16 protein-coding genes and 1 tRNA gene are annotated in these 16138 nt (G+C 57.9%); 5 read left to right on the top strand and 12 right to left on the bottom strand.

The genetic code is table 11. The features are described from left to right. The first annotated feature begins 133 nt into the window (after window positions 1-133). Window positions 134-481, top strand: a complete 348-nt coding sequence (locus DW151_RS02550) for a DUF1622 domain-containing protein (protein ID WP_199579878.1) — start codon at window positions 134-136, stop codon at window positions 479-481. A gap of 509 nt (window positions 482-990) precedes the next feature. Here DW151_RS02550 and DW151_RS02545 read toward each other — a convergent pair. From DW151_RS02545 to DW151_RS02520, 6 genes are all read right to left on the bottom strand, one after another. Next, on the bottom strand, window positions 991-1926 hold the full coding sequence (locus DW151_RS02545) for a hexose kinase (protein ID WP_118334277.1): 936 nt from the start codon (window positions 1924-1926) through the stop codon (window positions 991-993). Between the two features lie 86 nt (window positions 1927-2012). Next, on the bottom strand, window positions 2013-2537 hold the full coding sequence (gene lacB / locus DW151_RS02540) for a galactose-6-phosphate isomerase subunit LacB (protein WP_117583544.1): 525 nt from the start codon (window positions 2535-2537) through the stop codon (window positions 2013-2015). A gap of 63 nt (window positions 2538-2600) precedes the next feature. Continuing rightward, the gene (lacA, locus tag DW151_RS02535) at window positions 2601-3029 is read right to left on the bottom strand and encodes a galactose-6-phosphate isomerase subunit LacA (protein WP_118334276.1); all 429 of its coding nucleotides are present in this window, start codon (window positions 3027-3029) and stop codon (window positions 2601-2603) included. 309 nt (window positions 3030-3338) lie between these two features. Beyond that, window positions 3339-4310: a hypothetical protein gene (locus tag DW151_RS02530; RefSeq protein ID WP_118334274.1), complete on the bottom strand. Its 972-nt coding sequence runs from the start codon at window positions 4308-4310 to the stop codon at window positions 3339-3341. A gap of 295 nt (window positions 4311-4605) precedes the next feature. Beyond that, window positions 4606-4944, bottom strand: coding sequence for a PTS lactose/cellobiose transporter subunit IIA (locus DW151_RS02525; RefSeq protein ID WP_006234827.1), 339 nt, complete (start codon window positions 4942-4944; stop codon window positions 4606-4608). Window positions 4945-5158: 214 nt separating this feature from the next. Continuing rightward, the gene (locus DW151_RS02520; protein ID WP_118334273.1) at window positions 5159-6163 is read right to left on the bottom strand and encodes a LacI family DNA-binding transcriptional regulator; all 1005 of its coding nucleotides are present in this window, start codon (window positions 6161-6163) and stop codon (window positions 5159-5161) included. Between the two features lie 357 nt (window positions 6164-6520). Here DW151_RS02520 and DW151_RS02515 point away from each other — a divergent pair, with 357 nt between their 5' ends. Further along, the gene (locus DW151_RS02515; protein WP_118334271.1) at window positions 6521-8290 is read left to right on the top strand and encodes a lactose/cellobiose PTS transporter subunit IIB; all 1770 of its coding nucleotides are present in this window, start codon (window positions 6521-6523) and stop codon (window positions 8288-8290) included. 66 nt (window positions 8291-8356) lie between these two features. Then, the gene (gene lacG, locus DW151_RS02510) at window positions 8357-9796 is read left to right on the top strand and encodes a 6-phospho-beta-galactosidase (RefSeq protein ID WP_118334270.1); all 1440 of its coding nucleotides are present in this window, start codon (window positions 8357-8359) and stop codon (window positions 9794-9796) included. Window positions 9797-10417: 621 nt separating this feature from the next. Here the strand turns inward: lacG and DW151_RS02500 are convergent. After that, window positions 10418-11182, bottom strand: coding sequence for a DeoR/GlpR family DNA-binding transcription regulator (locus tag DW151_RS02500; RefSeq protein ID WP_118334267.1), 765 nt, complete (start codon window positions 11180-11182; stop codon window positions 10418-10420). A gap of 206 nt (window positions 11183-11388) precedes the next feature. Between DW151_RS02500 and DW151_RS02495 the strand changes: the two genes are divergently transcribed. After that, window positions 11389-12441: an aldose epimerase family protein gene (locus tag DW151_RS02495; protein WP_118334265.1), complete on the top strand. Its 1053-nt coding sequence runs from the start codon at window positions 11389-11391 to the stop codon at window positions 12439-12441. Between the two features lie 326 nt (window positions 12442-12767). Here the strand turns inward: DW151_RS02495 and DW151_RS02490 are convergent, their stop codons facing one another. After that, entirely contained in the window at window positions 12768-13250 is a 483-nt protein-coding gene (locus DW151_RS02490) for a PTS sugar transporter subunit IIB (RefSeq protein WP_118334264.1), read from the bottom strand. 157 nt (window positions 13251-13407) lie between these two features. Between DW151_RS02490 and DW151_RS02485 the strand changes: the two genes are divergently transcribed. Then, a tRNA-Thr gene (locus tag DW151_RS02485) sits at window positions 13408-13483 on the top strand. Window positions 13484-13686: 203 nt separating this feature from the next. Here DW151_RS02485 and DW151_RS02480 read toward each other — a convergent pair. The 4 genes from DW151_RS02480 to DW151_RS02465 form a co-directional block, all read right to left on the bottom strand. Continuing rightward, window positions 13687-14262, bottom strand: coding sequence for a DUF5067 domain-containing protein (locus DW151_RS02480; RefSeq protein ID WP_118334262.1), 576 nt, complete (start codon window positions 14260-14262; stop codon window positions 13687-13689). A gap of 248 nt (window positions 14263-14510) precedes the next feature. Continuing rightward, window positions 14511-14984, bottom strand: a complete 474-nt coding sequence (locus DW151_RS02475; RefSeq protein ID WP_118334261.1) for a YhcH/YjgK/YiaL family protein — start codon at window positions 14982-14984, stop codon at window positions 14511-14513. 32 nt (window positions 14985-15016) lie between these two features. Then, a complete protein-coding gene (locus DW151_RS10855; RefSeq protein ID WP_255413121.1) occupies window positions 15017-15151 on the bottom strand; it encodes a hypothetical protein in 135 nt (44 codons plus the stop codon). A 37-nt stretch (window positions 15152-15188) separates the two neighbouring features. Continuing rightward, on the bottom strand, window positions 15189-16124 hold the full coding sequence (locus tag DW151_RS02465) for a hexose kinase (protein WP_118334259.1): 936 nt from the start codon (window positions 16122-16124) through the stop codon (window positions 15189-15191). Window positions 16125-16138: the final 14 nt, after the last annotated feature.

The raw sequence follows: 16138 nt of genomic DNA, 5'->3' as shown, positions 1-16138 counted from the left end.
GGTGCAAGGGGGACAGGTTGCTTTACACCAATTAGGAGTGTCCCCAGGTGCCGACAGAAAAGGAACGTCCCTATCTGCCGCATTGTCAGGGTATGATTGAGCCATTATGTAAACAGGCGGAAGGACGGCAGGTATGGCTGATATTCTTCTCGTACTCGACACGCTCATGGAACGAATCGTCGAGATTGCCATCCTGCTTTTCGAATTCATCGGCGTCGGAATCATCATCTATTCCGGCCTGCGCGGATTCCAGCTCTATCTTAAGCGCTCCCCCGCCACCAAGCTCACGTTAGCCAAAGGCCTGGCAATGGGTCTGGAATTTAAGCTGGGAAGCGAGATCCTCCGCACCGTCATCGTGCGCGACTGGCACGAAATCGCAACCGTCGGCGGCATCATCGCCCTGCGCGCCGCACTTACCTTCCTTATCCACTGGGAAATTAAGGAAGAAGAGAAAGAGTCGCATCAGACCGAGCACAACTAGTAGTCGTTGGGGACGTTCTTGTTTGACTAGCCGTTTAAGAACGTTCCCAACGACCACCTCAGGGCATCTCGCATCCCTCACGCAAATCGAAGTCAAATACTTTTCCCGGGAAGTGAACGACCTAATCTGCACCCCCGGAACAACCGCATTTTTCGACGCCAAAACCGCAGGAAAATTGTGACGAAACCGCAGGAAACGACGTCCGAAAAGTGTTGATGTTCCAGGGGTCCGTTTTTACTCGTTCACTTTCCAGGAAAAGTATTTGACTTCGATTCTGAACGAGCTGACACGCCAGACGATCCAATAGAACGGAGGAATCATGGTGCAAGATCAAGCTGATGGTGCAAGGAGTGTCCCCGGGTGCCGGCACAAAAGGAACGTCCCTAAGTGCCGCAAAAATGACGAGAGTGGATAATCTCCCACTCCGCACCCCCAAACAGGCCAGAAACGGGAGATTATCCACTCTCGCTTTGCGGGCACTCATTTAAGTACGTCCCCAATGAGTGCCCCTACAGCTCAGCTACTTCGACGCTGCTGTAGACCTCGTCCCAGCAATCCATGACCAGGTGGCCGGTCTTGGGGTCCATTGCGTTAAGTTTACCGCAGGTATTGGCGGTCTTGAGCACGGTGACATCGTCGGCGCCGGCAGCAATGGCATGCGCAAAGCCGGCGATGGTCGAGTCGCCGGAACCCGTCGCGTTCACGGCGGCAATCGCGGGCGTCTTGACGCGGAACGCGCGGCCCTCGTGGAAGCCCACCGAACCAGCGGCGCCCATCGAGACGACGACCCAGGGAATGTCAGCAAAGCGCTCGTCGGCGGCAAGCGCCTCGCGCAGGGCATCGACATCATCGGTCGTAAAGGACGTACCCAGCAGGCCGTTAATCTCGGTCAGGTTGGGCTTCACAAGCTCGGGCTTGGCGTCGGACTCCAGCGCGGCCTCCAGCGATGCACCCGAGGTGTCGAGCAGCACCTTGGCGCCCGCCTCCTCGGCAATCTTGACGAGCTCGGCATAGTAGCCGGCATCGACGCCACGCGGCAGCGAGCCCGAAAGCGTCACAACGTCCGCCTTCGCTGCAAGCTCGGCGAACTTGGCCGTAAAGGCCTCAAGCTCGGCCGGAGCGATCTGCGGGCCGCTCTCCAGCAGCTCGGTCTGATTGCCCTCGTGCAGAATATTCAGGCAAATGCGCGTCTCACCGGCGATGGGCACAAAGTCGTTCTTGACGCCGTCGGCATCCATAAGCTCGGCCATATAGGCACCCATGTGGCCGCCAAGCAGACCGGTCGCGAGCACGTCGTCGCCCAGCTGCAGCAGCACACGGCTCACGTTGAGGCCCTTGCCGCCAGCGGTCTTTTCGGGCGTCACACGGTTAACATCGTCGATGATCAGCTTGTCGAGCTGATAGCGCGTATCAATCGACGGGTTCATGGTTACGGTCAGAATCATGTTGGACTCCTGTTTAGAAAACCGGCCCGCGCCCCCTCACAGAAACGCGAGCCGTCAACGGACTAGTTAATTACGCCGGATACCCGCTAATCATGGTATTCGCCGCGGTCCCACTTCTCGAGGAACTCGTCAAAGAAGTGCGGGTCAGCCTGAGCCTCGGCGTCGGCCTTATTGCAGGCATCGATCTTGGCAATCAGAGCATCGTGCTCGGGAGTCTTGTCGTAGGGCTCCTCCAGGAAAGCAAGCATGATATCGGCCATCAGGAACTCGCCGGTGATCTTGCCGCCAAAGCCCACGATGTTGGCGTTGAGCTCACGACGGGCATACAGGGCAGAGGTCATGTCGCGAACCAGGGCGCAGCGGGCGCCGGGAACCTTGTTGACGGCGTTGGTGATGCCGATGCCGGTGCCGCACAGGGCCACGCCAAAGTCGGCCTTGCCGCTGGCAACGGCCTCGCCCACGGCCTTGCCGTAGATGGGATAGTGCGTACGGGTGTGGCTGTAGGTGCCGCAGTCGAGCACCTTGTAGCCAGCCTGCTCCAGGCGGTCGGCCAGATAGATCTTCTCGTCCGTAACGATATGGTCGCAACCGATTGCGATGGTCTTCTTCATCAGAACGTCCTTTCGTCTGAATTCACAAGTTGAGGTAGAAGTTCGAGTTCTCGGTGGCTCTCGTTAGGCCATCTTGTTGAGCATGTCGACACGGATCTGGTGACGACCGCCGGCGTACTGGGCGCGCAGGAACTCGCGGGCGATCTTCTTAGCGACCTCGGCACCCACAACGCCCGGGCCCATGGTGACCATGCGCGAGCCGTTGTGCTCGCGGGTCATGTAGGCGGAACGCTCGTCGGAAATGTTGGCGACGACCATGCCCTTGATCTTGACGGCAGCCATATAGGAGCCGACGCCGTACTTATCGAATGCAAAGCCCTGGGAATCCTTGTGCTCCAACAGGTCCTTGGCAACGGCGGTGGCGGAATCGACAAAGTCCGCGGCAGGGGTCTCGGAATAGTCGACGACCTCGTGGCCGTCAGCGATGAGCATCTCCTTGATGGACTCCTTCATCGACATACCGTCGGCATCGGAAGCGATTACAACCCTCATGACATCCTCCTTGAGAGATACGCAGGCGCGTAGTTTCTGTTTGGAAGTGTTGAATCGCGTTCAGGTCCGGGCATCTGAATGTGCGGTTCTTCACTGTTCATGTTAATTTGAACATATTCGAACATAGACTGCAACAACTATTTGTTTATCTTTGTTCTTTTTTGAACAGCTGCCGTTCGCGGATGAATGTTGACCGTTTGGGCTCGACGAAAGCCCGACCTGCCACGTATTCAGTAAATGAAAAGGGCGACCGAGAACACATCTCGGCCGCCCTTCAGCGGTATGCTCCAGCAAATACAGCTACTTTAACTACTCGGACAGCCCGCCCTTTTTGGCGTGCTTGGACGGGGCGCCCAGAAAACGGCCGGACAAATAGTTCGCCGGGCCGGATATATCGATCCCCAGCAGCGTGTGCCCCAGCCACAGAAATGCCGCGAGCACTAGCAACGGGATAACGCACGAGGTCACAATCATCACGATGACGCCTTCGATGAGATCGGTTACCTGTTGCACGATCTCGTCGGTCATCTGCTTGGCCCCGCTGGTCACCGACGTGACGAGTCCCGAGGCACCGTCGGCAAGCTGCTCAAGCACGTTCTTGGACTCTGTGGAATCAGACTTTTTCTTGCTTGTTTTTGAGCCATCGCTATCCGCCGCATCCGCAGCGTCGGCCGCCTTTTGCTCTGCCTGCTCGATGCTCACTCGATACGTTTCGTCCACTTTTTGCGACACCCATACGCTTGCGGGCACCAACGCCATGCCGATCATGGCAACCACCAGCACGCGCGTCGCCACGCGCCGCAGGACGGCGCTCGTGCTCCAGCGCCCGTGAACACCAAGTGAGACTGCAAAGAGCACCAGCGCAAACGGGATCAGGATACCTAGACCCACCGACCACAAAATGGTCAGCAGATATTTCTCGAGGTAGAGCACGGCAAGCACGATACCGAGGTTGCCTGAAAGCTGTGCGAGCTGCTCGGCAACCGGCGTTCCCGTATCTCCAGGCAGCGCGGTAATGCCCGCAGACAGCGCCACGCACGAGGTCGTGAGCGCCAGTACGTTGCCTTTCTTTTGGTCGATGACCTCGATGGTGGAGTCCCAAGTCTTGGTATCGGCAAAATGTGGGCGTGCGACAAATCCCGACAGCAACGCCAGCACCACGAGCGCAACGATAAAGCCAATCTGCAGCTTTTTGTTTGCGCACACGACATCGGACAGGCTGGGCTGCAGCTCGGTTACCGTCGTGTGCTCGGTTATCTGGACAGAACGCCCATGAGCCACCTCGTGCGCGTCTCTTTTTTGTATTGACCCGTTATCCGGCATTTGGATACCTCCTCAGTCCGGCGTTTAATGCGAAAGGAAGTATACCCATCCAGCGAAAAACCGAACGGAAGGGCGGCAGAGCACCTCAAGACTGTCCCCAACGACTAGTCGTTTAAGAACGTCCCCAATGACTAAAGGAGTGTCCCAAACTGCCGGCAGATAAGGAACGTCCCCAAGTGCCGGGTAAACAGAAAAAGCCCTGTCGCGAGTTTGCGGCAGAGCTTTTGGAAGGGGACTTGGTTGTGAGGGCTCGTTAGGCGAGCTTGGCCTCGAGCTCGGCGATGCGCTTGTAGGCATCGATGGTAAAGCGGGTCTGCTTCTCCAGGATCATGGTGGTCATGAGGGTGTCCTGAGCGTGGGCCATGATGAAGGTCATCTCCATCTCGCCGCCGCCGGCCTCCTGCGAAAGCAGCTTGGTCTGCGTGTCGTGGGCGCCAATGAGTGCATCGCTCGCATCCTTGTGCAGCTGTTCGGCCTTCTCAAAATCACCCTCGCGAGCAGCATCGAGCGCTGCAAGCAGATCAGTCTGGGCGTCACCCGCGTATGCGACGATCTCGAATCCAACCATCGAGATTTCTTCTTTGGTTGCCATATTGCGTTCCTTTCACATATGAACCAATGGAGAGCATCGCGTCCGGGCATACGCGCTGCGTTCTGTATGGCAGAAACATTAACATTCAAACAAAAAAGAACAACGCAAAACATAATTTCAAGCTATGAACGGTCAATTTTCACCCGTGAACGGTTTCCAAACCATTTCGAACAATATCAAACATGATTAACGGAAACCCAAACAGGACCGCGCCCTAGCGCAAATCGCGCACCGTATCGCCCTCTACGAGCACGCCGGGGATCAGCATGTGCTCCACGCCAGACGCACCCCCCTCGGCACCGGCGATCTTATCGACTGCCCACATGCCGACACGCCTGTTGTCAAAGCGCACGGTGGTCAGGCGACGGTCGGGCACGATATCGCCCAGGCTGTCATCAACACCCACCACGCTCACGTCCTCGGGCACACGCCTTCCGCGCGACTCGAGCCCGCGAATGCAGCCGTAGGCCATGGCGTCGTTGGAGGCATAGATGGCAGTACAGGTCGGATCGTCCGCCAGAGCCTGGCCTGCGGCATATCCGCTCTGCGCCGTCCAATCGCCACGGATGAGTCGCGGCAGCTCAATACCATGTGCGCGCAATGTCTCGCGCCAGCCTTCCTCGCGCTGCATGCCCGAAAGCGAGCGCTCGGGGCACGAGATAAAGTGCACGGTCTTGTGCCCCTGCCCCAGCAAGTACTCGACCACCTGGCGCGAGCAATCGAACTGGTCGTTATCGACCGTAGAGCACAGCGGGTGCTCCAACATCGTAACGAGCACCGTCTGCATACCGGGCAGCGGCTCGAAGGTGCCAAAGTCCGCCGGCATGCGATTCATGATCACGACCACGCCGTCTACCGGCAGCGCGCTCATGCGCGACGATGCGCTCTCGAGGGTATAGGGATGTCCATCTACTTTAGTGAGGGTGATGGCGTAGCCGTGCTTATCGGCGGCGGCGGCAAAGCCCTCCATACGGTCGAGGTTGCCGGTACCGGTAATGTTGAACATGGCGACGCCGACGGTCTTAAACTTGCCACGGCGCAGCGATCGACCGGCAAAATTGGGGCGATACCCCAGCTCGCGCATGGCGGCACGCACGCGCTCCTTGGTCTCAGGGCGTACGCTGGGCGAATCGTGGACGGTGCGCGAGACTGTCTGCTCCGAGACGCCCGCGAGACGCGCCACATCCTTAACGGATACCGATTTTTTAACAGCGGCCATAGGTCGATCTTTCTATGTCAACGATGCCATTGGTGGCATCCTGCGCAGTCAAATGAAACGTCTTCAAGTATATCCAACGCCTCCCCCACCATACGCTCACCACCCAAAACCTACCGTTCACCGACATTTTTGCTTCCCCGAACGGCTTTTGTCGCCCAAATGTTAACGTTGCCATTGTGCAAACACAGAGCCACCGGGCGGCTCAAACGTTTACGCGCAAGGAATCGACGGTTCGCAGGCACAGGGACCATCGGTTCGCGTCTTATTTTGTGTCACAAAATGGCAACGTCAACATTTTGGCAACCGAACGCCAAAAGCTACCATCGTTGTTAACCCACCGACTCTTAGGAGCATTGCATGGAGCAACTTATCGCCATCATCGAAAAGGGCCAGCCCTTTTTCAACGCGATCGCCCGCAACAAGTACCTCAAGGCGATTCGCGACGGCTTTATCTCCGTCATCCCCATCATCATCTTCTCGTCCATCTTCTGCCTGGTAGCCTCGGTCCCCAACATCTGGGGTTTCTACTGGCCCGATGACATCAACAACGCCCTGTGGAAGTGCTACAACTACTCCATGGGTATCCTGGCCATCGCCTGCGCTGCCACCACGGCCAAGCACTTCGCCGACGCTCAGAACCGCGATCTGCCCAAGAACAACCAGATCAACTTCATCTCGTGCATGTGCGCGGCCATCATCGGCTTCTTGCTCCTTTCGAGCGACACGATCGCCACGGACGCTGCCAGCGGCTTCAACACCACCTACCTTGGTTCCAAAGGCCTGCTGACCGCCTTTATCGCTGCGTTTGTGACCGGCATCATCTACAAGTTCTTCATTAAGCGCAACATCACCGTCAAGATGCCCGAGCAGGTTCCGCCCAACATCTCGCAGACCTTTAAGGACATCATCCCCTTCTCCGTCTGCATCACCGTCTTTTGGGTCTTTGACATCGTCTTCCGCGCTGCCTTTGGCTTCTGCTTTGCCCAGGGCGTCATCCAGGTGTTCCAGCCCCTGTTCACCGCTGCCGACGGCTATATCGGTCTCGCTGTGATCTACGGCGCCATGAGCCTGTTCTGGTTCGTCGGCGTCCACGGTCCCTCGATCGTCGAGCCCGCCATCGCCGCCGCCCTCGTTGCCAACATGACCGACAACCTGGCTGCGTTCCAGGCCGGCCAGCACGCTTCCGCTGTCCTGACCCAGGGTGCCCAGTACTTCGTCGTCTGCATGGGCGGCACCGGCGCCACGCTTGTCCTGGTCTTTATGTTCTGCTTCCTGGCCAAGTCCCAGGAGATGCGCGCCGTCGGTAAGGCCGCCATCGTTCCCGTCTGCTTCGCTGTCAACGAGCCGCTGCTGTTCGCCGCGCCCATCGTGCTCAACCCCGTCTTCTTTGTCCCGTTTGTCTTTGCCCCGATCGCCAACATCTGGATCCTCAAGATCTTTATCGACTTCTTGGGCATGAACGGCTTTATGTACACCCTGCCCTGGACCGTCCCCGGCCCCATCGGCACCATCATGGGCCTGGGCTTCCAGCCGCTCGCCTTTGTGATGCTCGCCCTTATCCTGGTTGTCGACTTTGCCCTGTACTACCCGTTCTTCCGTGCCTATGACGCCCAGAAGTGCACCGAGGAGGCCGAGATCTCCCAGGAGGAGCTCGCCGCCAAGAACGCTGAGAAGGCCGCCAAGCTCAACGACGCCTTCCAGGGCAAGGCTGACGCCAAGAGCGTTGCCGCCGGCGCTGCTGCCGAGGCCGTGAAGGCCGACGCCGCCCCCGCTGCTGCCGCTACCGAGGCTACGGCCGCCAGCGACCTCAACGGCAAGCGCGTACTCGTGCTCTGCCAGGGCGGAGGCACCTCGGGCCTGCTCGCCAACGCGCTGGCCAAGGCCGCCAAGGAGCGCGGCATCGATCTTGAGACCGCTGCCGATGCCTATGGCAACCACGTGGACATGCTCCCCGACTTTGACCTGGTCGTCCTGGCCCCGCAGGCTGCCAGCTACCTGGCCGACCTGCAGAAGGACTGCGAGCGTGTGGGCAACAAGTGCGTCGCCTGCCGTGGTAAGCAGTACATCGAGCTCTCCCAGAACGGCGACAAGTCCCTCGCCTTCGTCTCCGAGCAGCTATCGAAGTAAGTAACGCTCAGGGCCAGCCGACCATCCAAGACCGGCTGGCCCTTCGATTTAGACGATTGGATCATCATGTCCGTTAATCCTGCTAGCGTCACCAATCCGCCTGCGCAGTTTCCCGAGGACTTTGTCTTTGGCGGCGCCACTGCTGCCTACCAGGTAGAGGGCGAGACCCGCACTCACGGTAAGGGCAAGGTTGCCTGGGACGACTTTCTGGAAGCCCAAGGCCGTTTCTCCCCCGATCCCGCTTCGGACTTCTACAACCAGTACCCTGTCGACTTGGAGCTGTGCGAGGAGTTCGGTATCAACGGCATTCGCCTCTCCATTGCCTGGAGCCGCATCTTCCCCAACGGCACCGGCGAAATCAACCCCGAGGGCGTCCAGTTCTACCACGATCTCTTCGCCGAGTGCCATAAGCACCATGTTGAGCCGTTCGTCACGCTGCATCACTTTGACACGCCGCTTCCCCTCTTTGAGAAGGGCGACTTCCTCAACCGCGAGACCATCGATGCCTTTGTGGACTTTGCCACCTTCTGCTTTAAGGAGTACGCCGACCAGGTGACCTACTGGTTCACCTTTAACGAGATCTGGGCCGACGCCTCCAACACCTACATCGAGGGTACCTTCCCCGGCGGCGTCAAGGCGCACCTGGCCGAGGCCTTCCAGTGCGAGCACAACATGATGCTCGCCCACGCCAAGGCCGTGCTGGCCTTCCACAACGGCGGTTTTAAGGGCAAGATCGGCGTCATTCAATCGCTGGAGTTTAAGTATCCGCTCAACGAGAACGACCCCGCCGACATCAAGGCCGCCAACAACGAGCACGTGCTGCAGAACCAGTTCTTGCTCGACGCCACCTTCCGCGGGGACTATGCTCCCGACACCCTCGAGTGCGCCAACCGCCTGGCTGCCGTCTCGGGCGGCGCCATCGAGATCCTGGACGAGGATCTGGAAATCATGCGCGAGGCTGCGCTCTACAACGATTACCTGGGTGTCAACAACTACCAGTGCCGCTTCCTCAGGGCTTACGATGGAGAGAACGACCTGCACCACAACGGTACGGGCGAGAAGGGCACCGGCCGCTGGCGCGTTAAGGGTATTGGTGAGCATGTGAACAAGCCCGGCATCCCCACCACCGACTGGGACTGGATCATCTATCCCGAGGGTCTGTTCGATCTGCTCGTCTACATTAAGCAGCGCTACCCCAACTACAAGCAGATCTTCATCACCGAAAACGGCATGGGCTACAAGGACCCCTACAAGGACGGTTTTGTGGACGACCAGCCGCGCATCGACTACATCGAGCAGCACCTGCGCTGGCTGCTCAAGGCCATGGAGGTGGGCGTCAACGTGGGCGGCTACTTCCTGTGGAGCCTGCAGGACCAGTTCTCCTGGACCAACGGCTACAACAAGCGCTACGGCTTCTTCTACGTAGACTTTGAGACCCAAAAGCGCACGCCCAAGGCGAGCGCCTACTGGTACAAGCACGTGGCGCAGACCCGTCGTCTGGACTAGTGGCTTGCGACGAGCGGAATTGCCCCGCTCACATAACTTGTCCCCATTTCTCAGCCGGGGCGGCACGTCACACGGCGCGCCGCCCCCGGCCTTTTTGTTTTTGAGCGAGTCAGAATCCGTTTGTCTCGATCTGTAACATCCAGCCGTGTTTTTCACCCCTCCAACCGTTACTGATTGAGACAATTAGATAGTCAAATCCGCGCTTTCCAGGCATCTGTGAAGCGCGCTTCATACCTTGTTTTCAGTATCACGAACATACTTTCGGTATCATTTCATGTTAATTATGATACCGAAAGTATGTTCGTGATACTGAAAGGAGCAGCACACCCAGATTGAATCTGGCACTCGCCCCATGTCGAAGCAATCGCGCATAGCTGCTCTGTTTCAGCAGAAATTCGGCGTCATTAAGAAATCCGACATCCAGTCCAACTGCCCCGATATCAGCGAGGTAACCATTAAACGAACCCTCAGCCAGCTTGTCAGTTGCAGCGCAATCGAAAAAACGGGGGCGGGTCGTTCGACGGGCTACATACTTAAAGACATCCATGCTCTGGAATTATTCTTGCAATCTGCAATACCCAATAGCGAGCCAGCAATAAAACAAGGGTCCCCAAAGGATAGTTAGCAAATGACCTGCGTGTGTTCCTCAATGGCGGCGCGATCCTCGGCGGTAATACCTGGCTCGCACACCACGGCGTCCAAATTGTCCAGGCGACAGAAGGTATAGAAATCGCGCTTGCCGATCTTGCTGGAGTCGGCGATCAGATAGCGCGAGTCCGCCTTACTAAAGGCGAGCTGCTGGATGCGGCCCTCGTCCATGTTGGACGTGGATACGTCACCGTCCAAGATACCGTTGGCGCCGATAAACGCCGCATCGATGCCCAGCGCACGTAGGGTGTCCTCGGCCGTCGGTCCCACAAAAGCGGCAGTGCGTCGTCGGTACATACCGCCCACGAGGCACAGCTCGCAGTCCTCGCGCTCCTCGAGCAGGTTAAACACCGAAAGCGAATTGGTCACGATACGCAGGCGAAACGCCGGCAGTATCGAGGCCATCTGCTCAACCGTGGTGCCCGTACCCAAAAAGATGGTCGAGCCTTCCTCGATAAGCTCCACAGCGCGGCGTGCGATCTGCAGCTTTTCCTCGGCATGCTTGGTGCGCTTTTCACTGTGCGAATACTCATGGCGCAACATAGCGTGGGGACGGCCCTGTGCACTGCGGGCTCCGCCGTGCACGCGCTCGATCTCGCCCAGGCTCGCAAGTTCCTCAAGGTCGCGACGGATGGTCATGTCCGATACGCCCAGCGCATCCGAAATCTCCTTGACCGAGACCGTGCCCTGCTCTTCGAGCAGTTGCCGAACCTTATCCTGTCGTTCTGCCTTAATCACGATGAATCCTCGCCGTTCTTTGCGCGCATATCATTCAAACAGTAACGAACAAATTGTATCAGACTCGTGCGCGTCAAAAATGAACGCCCGCACAGCTCCAATCATCACTTTTTTGAGAAAAATACCATCTGCTTTAGTGAGGTGTAGTGATAATCTTGCCTGTTCGCGCTACAGTTTGTCCGAAATACCTCGATGTTAGGAACCAAATGATCGCTTCCGAGCTTTTCGGCACCGCGCCGTGCGGTACCCCCGTTCATCGTTACACCCTCAACGGGCCCGAGATCTGCGTTCGCATTATGGACTATGGCGCCACCGTGCTGGGTATCGACGTGCCCGACATTCCCGGCAACGTGCGCGATGTGGTGTTGGGTTTCGATAAGCTCGAGGATTACTTTGACAACCCCGCCTGCTTTGGCGCGACCATCGGCCCCGTGGCAAACCGCACCGCGGGCGCCACGATCACCATCGACGGCACGGACTGGCATATGTCGGCCAACGAAGGCGTCAACAACCTGCACAGCGATCTTGAGCATGGTCTGCACAAGCGCGTATGGGACGCTGAGCTCGACGAGACTCACAACGCCGTGCGTATGACCACCTCGCTTGAGGATGGCGAGCTGGGTCTTCCCGGCAACCGCACCTTTACGGCCGTGTTTACCGTTACACGCACCGGACGTTTCCGTATCGAGTATGGCTGCAAGAGCGACCGCGCCACCTACGTGTCCATGACCAACCACACGTACTTTAACCTTGCCGGTCATAACGCCGGCATGGACTGTGAGCACTTCTTTGTTGCCAACGCCGCCCACTACCTGCCCATTGATGACCAGAACATTCCCACCGGCGAGATTGCTCCAGTCGAGGGAACACCGTTTGACTTTCGCGAGCTGCGTCCCGTCGCACCCGGCATGGAGGCCGACGACCCGCAGATTAAGCAGGCACGCGGCTACGATCACTGCCTGTGTATCGATGGCTATCAGTACGGCCGCAACCTGCGCCGCGCCCTGCATGTTGAGGAGATGTGGACCGGCCGCGAGCTGGACTACTACACCACCGCCCCGGGCGTGCAGCTCTACACCGGCAACTGGCTGGGCGACGAGCATGCCAAGGACGACGCCAACTATGGCTGTGGCGCCGGCTTTGCCCTCGAGGCCGAGATGTACCCCGACACGCCGCACCAGCCGCTGTTCCCGCAGGGCATTGTGGGCCCAGGTCACCCCTACAGCAATGTGATCGAGTACCACTTTATGAGGCACTAAGCCCACAACGCGACATATCGCACAGCAGCGCCCGCCGGCACCACCGCCGGCGGGCGCTTTTTCATCTTTTGGGCTCATTTTCGCTGTGACTGTATGAGTGACATATCAAAACTATGCCCATTTACTACGTTTAGCCCGGGTTGCTCGACCATGCACCGGTTTTTGTTAAATTCGCGAGCCGTCTACCTGCGGTTTTGTTTTTCTCAAATTCGACATGCTCGGCGATAGCCGATCAAACGTAGTAAATGGACATAGTTTTTGACAGGCGGTATCGCGCGCGTCCCTCGCAAGGGCAAAATGATCCTTTTTCCTCCGCCCCCAGGGGATCACGTGAGCAGGTTCTCGAGGGGATCGGGATTGGAGCTGGGGAGGTAGCGGATTTCTAGCTCTATGCCGAGCTTTTGCAACTCTTTGAAGGCGGTGATGTCCGCATCGCCTACGGCAACGGCAGGCGTTACAGAGCGCTTGCCCTCCCCTGCTTGCATATGGCCAATGCTAATCTTGGTAATCGGCACACCGCCCTTAACCAGCGCGAGTGCATCGGCGGGCGAGGCCACCATGATCAGAATCCATTGACGCGGCGTTGCGGTATGAATGATGTCGATGGTCCTTTGCACCGAAAAAAACCGCGTCCACACGCCCTCGGGCGCCGCCACCCTCATGGGTGCCCACTGGCGCGAATCCGCCGCGATCTCATCGTTGACAATTAAGACAAGATTGGAACCCACGGCTTCGTTCCACAGCTCAACATCTTGCCCGTAAATGAAACGATCATCGATACGCGTGAGAAGGATCTTGGGTTGAGCCATCGCTGCCCCATTCTGCTTGAGACCCGTAAGAGCAAGACATCACGTCTCCAATATTAGTGCATTTAAAGTGAGAAAAGCGGCAAGAACCCTTGCGCGGATTTGCGATGTCCCGTATCATAAACAGCCGTTGACGCCTCAGTTGCGTCACCACATGGCCGCCAGCGTAGCTCAGTTGGTAGAGCACCGCTCTCGTAAAGCGGGGGTCACCGGTTCGAGCCCGGTCGCTGGCTCCATTGCACAAGATAGTCGCCTACGGGCGGCTTTTTTGTTTCCAATTGATGCATTGCACCAAGAAACTGCAGCAGCCCCGACGGCAGACAGCTCCCTCCAACAACAAAAGCCCCGCCAACTGCGGTCCCCAAGTAGACCACAATCAACGGGACTCAAATATGTTCCCCAGAAGAATCACAGCGGCTTTTATACGCATGAATAGGGATTAAAGAGTACTCGGATCGATTGTCTGTGGATTAGTCAGGCCGTAGAAAGCAGTCTCATGGTCAGCGGATGTGACTTGGTGTCCGACTTCACATTCAACCGGAGTAGTTTCGTCAATCAGCTCATAACCGAGCCAGCCCTCTAACTCAGCACCAGGTTTTATTTGGCGCGATTCAGGAAGATCAAGGCCTTCCGCCAACATACCCGACTTAAGCCCCTTTCCATCTTGGAAAGCCGCTATTTCATTTCCAGAAAACAAAACAAACTGAAGATCATCCGAAACGTTTTTTGCAGTCACGTTCAAAATCAACAGTGGCTTGCCGTCACTATAACTTTCTACTCCGCGCTGCGCCCCCGTGATGGTGTACTCAATACCCGATGCTGGGATATCGCCGTCCCCGTCGCTGCCATCTTTCTCTTTTCCGGCAGCGTCTGCCCGAGCAGCAGCATAGCCTGCAGCGTAACCATCATCATAGCCCCCCTTCCCGGAGCAAGCGGTAAGGCAAGCAGAACCAGCTGCGAGCCCCAACGCCAAGAAAGCGCGCCTAGGAATTAAAGCGGTTGTGCCGAGTCCCATAAAGAGCTCCCATCAATTAGCTATTTCTCGTATCCACAGCTATTTTAATTATTCTTCAATCCATTTAGCATCAATTGTGTCTCAATAACTGCGTCGATCAGCCTAATTTGGCCGCTCCAATGAATCCAGCTCAAACAACAAAAAGCCCCGCCAACCGCAATCCCCAAAGGAACCGCGATCAGCGGGGCTCAAGCGCGCTCCCCCAAGGAAATCACGCCATCAGACGAACAGCTCAGCTGAGCAGCTCGCTACTCCTCCCAGTAGGCGTCGGCAAGCAACTTAAAGCAGATCTTCTTGACCGGCTGTGCGCCATCGCCCGGGAACTCGAGCGTGGGCATGTGAGGCTCACCGGCAACGAACAGCGCGAACTTGTCGTCGGCAAGATCGCCGGCGATCGAAGCGTCGGAATCGACCAAATCGTAGTCGTCCTTCTCGTCAAACTCCTGGACCAGCGTCAGGCTACCCGTAGCGACCTTAAAGGCCTCGCGACCCTCGACGTCAATCTGCAGGTCGTGATAGCGCTGATGCGTCTCATAGTGAGCCTCGTCCTCGGGACGCGTCGTGGGAGCCATGACGTTCGCAAAGACCTTGTCGCCCAGAATCGGATGGCTGCCGACCTCGAGCTCCGCCGGGTCGTTCTCCTCGAGCCAGTCAATCAGCACGTCGAGGCCCTTGAGCATTCCGCGGTATTCCTCGATATCGCCCAGTGCACCGTAAATCATCTAAATCCCCTCTCGGATCGTTTCTTTGGCGGCTACTCGGCAAACACGTTACCGACGCTGTTGCCACCCACATACGTCTCGACCAGGCTAAGGTCGGGATTGAACACGACAAAGTCGGCGTCGCGCCCCGGCATAATGCTACCGCACTTGTCATCGGCTCTAACCACAAGCAAGCAACCGATGCCGGGGCCGACGCCCAAGCTCTTACAGCTCGGTTACGACAACGCCATTGTAGACCTCGTCCCAACGATCCATAACCAAGTGGCCAGTCATGGGATCCATGGCGTTGAGCTTGCCGCAGGTGTTGGCGGTACGCAGCACCGTCTCGTCGTCGGCGCCGGCAGCAATCGCATGTGCGAAGCCGGCAATGGTCGAATCGCCAGAGCCCGTGGCGTTAACGGCAGGGATATCGGGCGTCTTCGCGCGGAACGCACGGCCATTGTGGAAGCCCACGGAACCGGCAGCGCCCATGGAAACGACGACCCAGGGGATATCGGAGAAGCGGGCGTCAGAGGCGAGCGCGGCGCGGAGCTCGTCCACATCGTCGGTGGTAAAGCTCGTGCCCAGAAGGCCGTTGATCTCGGTCAGGTTAGGCTTGACCAGCTCGGGCTTGACCTCGGACTTAAGGGCTGCCTCGAGCGAAGCACCCGAGGTATCGAGCAGCACCTTGGCACCGGCGTTCTCGGCAATGCCCGTGATCTTGGCATAGTAGTCTGCCTCGACACCGCGGGGCAGCGAACCCGAAATGGTGACGACGTCGGCCTTGCCCGCAAGCTCAGTAAACTTGGCGGTAAAGGCATCGAGCTCCTCAGGGGCAATTGTCGGGCCGCTCTCGAGCAACTCGGTCTGGTTGCCGGCGTGGAGGATGTTAAGGCAAATACGGGTCTCGCCCTTGATGGGCACAAAGTCGTTGTTAATACCGTTGGCGTCCATGAGCTCGGCCATGTAGGCGCCCATGTGGCCGCCGAGCAGACCGGTTGCCACAACGTCGTCGCCCAGCTGACCCAGGACGCGAGCCACGTTGAGGCCCTTGCCGCCGGCGGTCTTTTCGGGCGTCACACGGTTGACGTCGTCGATAATGAGCTCATCGAGCTGATAGCGCGTATCGACAGACGGGTTCATCGTAACGGTGAGGATCATTTTTAGCTCCTTAT

Source organism: Collinsella sp. AM13-34 (genome assembly GCF_003473055.1).
Classification (GTDB): Bacteria; Actinomycetota; Coriobacteriia; order Coriobacteriales; family Coriobacteriaceae; genus Collinsella.
This window is presented reverse-complemented; position numbering and strand designations above follow the sequence as displayed.

Bases quoted from the DNA above. Each gene is read 5' to 3' on its own strand.
- DW151_RS02550 (WP_199579878.1), top strand. From the start codon at position 134: ATGGCTGATATTCTTCTCGTACTCGACACGCTCATGGAACGAATCGTC.
- DW151_RS02545 (WP_118334277.1), bottom strand. From the start codon at position 1,926: ATGATTCTGACCGTAACCATGAACCCGTCGATTGATACGCGCTATCAG.
- lacB (WP_117583544.1), bottom strand. From the start codon at position 2,537: ATGAAGAAGACCATCGCAATCGGTTGCGACCATATCGTTACGGACGAG.
- lacA (WP_118334276.1), bottom strand. From the start codon at position 3,029: ATGAGGGTTGTAATCGCTTCCGATGCCGACGGTATGTCGATGAAGGAG.
- DW151_RS02525 (WP_006234827.1), bottom strand. From the start codon at position 4,944: ATGGCAACCAAAGAAGAAATCTCGATGGTTGGATTCGAGATCGTCGCA.
- DW151_RS02520 (WP_118334273.1), bottom strand. From the start codon at position 6,163: ATGGCCGCTGTTAAAAAATCGGTATCCGTTAAGGATGTGGCGCGTCTC.
- DW151_RS02515 (WP_118334271.1), top strand. From the start codon at position 6,521: ATGGAGCAACTTATCGCCATCATCGAAAAGGGCCAGCCCTTTTTCAAC.
- lacG (WP_118334270.1), top strand. From the start codon at position 8,357: ATGTCCGTTAATCCTGCTAGCGTCACCAATCCGCCTGCGCAGTTTCCC.
- DW151_RS02495 (WP_118334265.1), top strand. From the start codon at position 11,389: ATGATCGCTTCCGAGCTTTTCGGCACCGCGCCGTGCGGTACCCCCGTT.
- DW151_RS02490 (WP_118334264.1), bottom strand. From the start codon at position 13,250: ATGGCTCAACCCAAGATCCTTCTCACGCGTATCGATGATCGTTTCATT.
- DW151_RS02480 (WP_118334262.1), bottom strand. From the start codon at position 14,262: ATGGGACTCGGCACAACCGCTTTAATTCCTAGGCGCGCTTTCTTGGCG.
- DW151_RS02475 (WP_118334261.1), bottom strand. From the start codon at position 14,984: ATGATTTACGGTGCACTGGGCGATATCGAGGAATACCGCGGAATGCTC.
- DW151_RS02465 (WP_118334259.1), bottom strand. From the start codon at position 16,124: ATGATCCTCACCGTTACGATGAACCCGTCTGTCGATACGCGCTATCAG.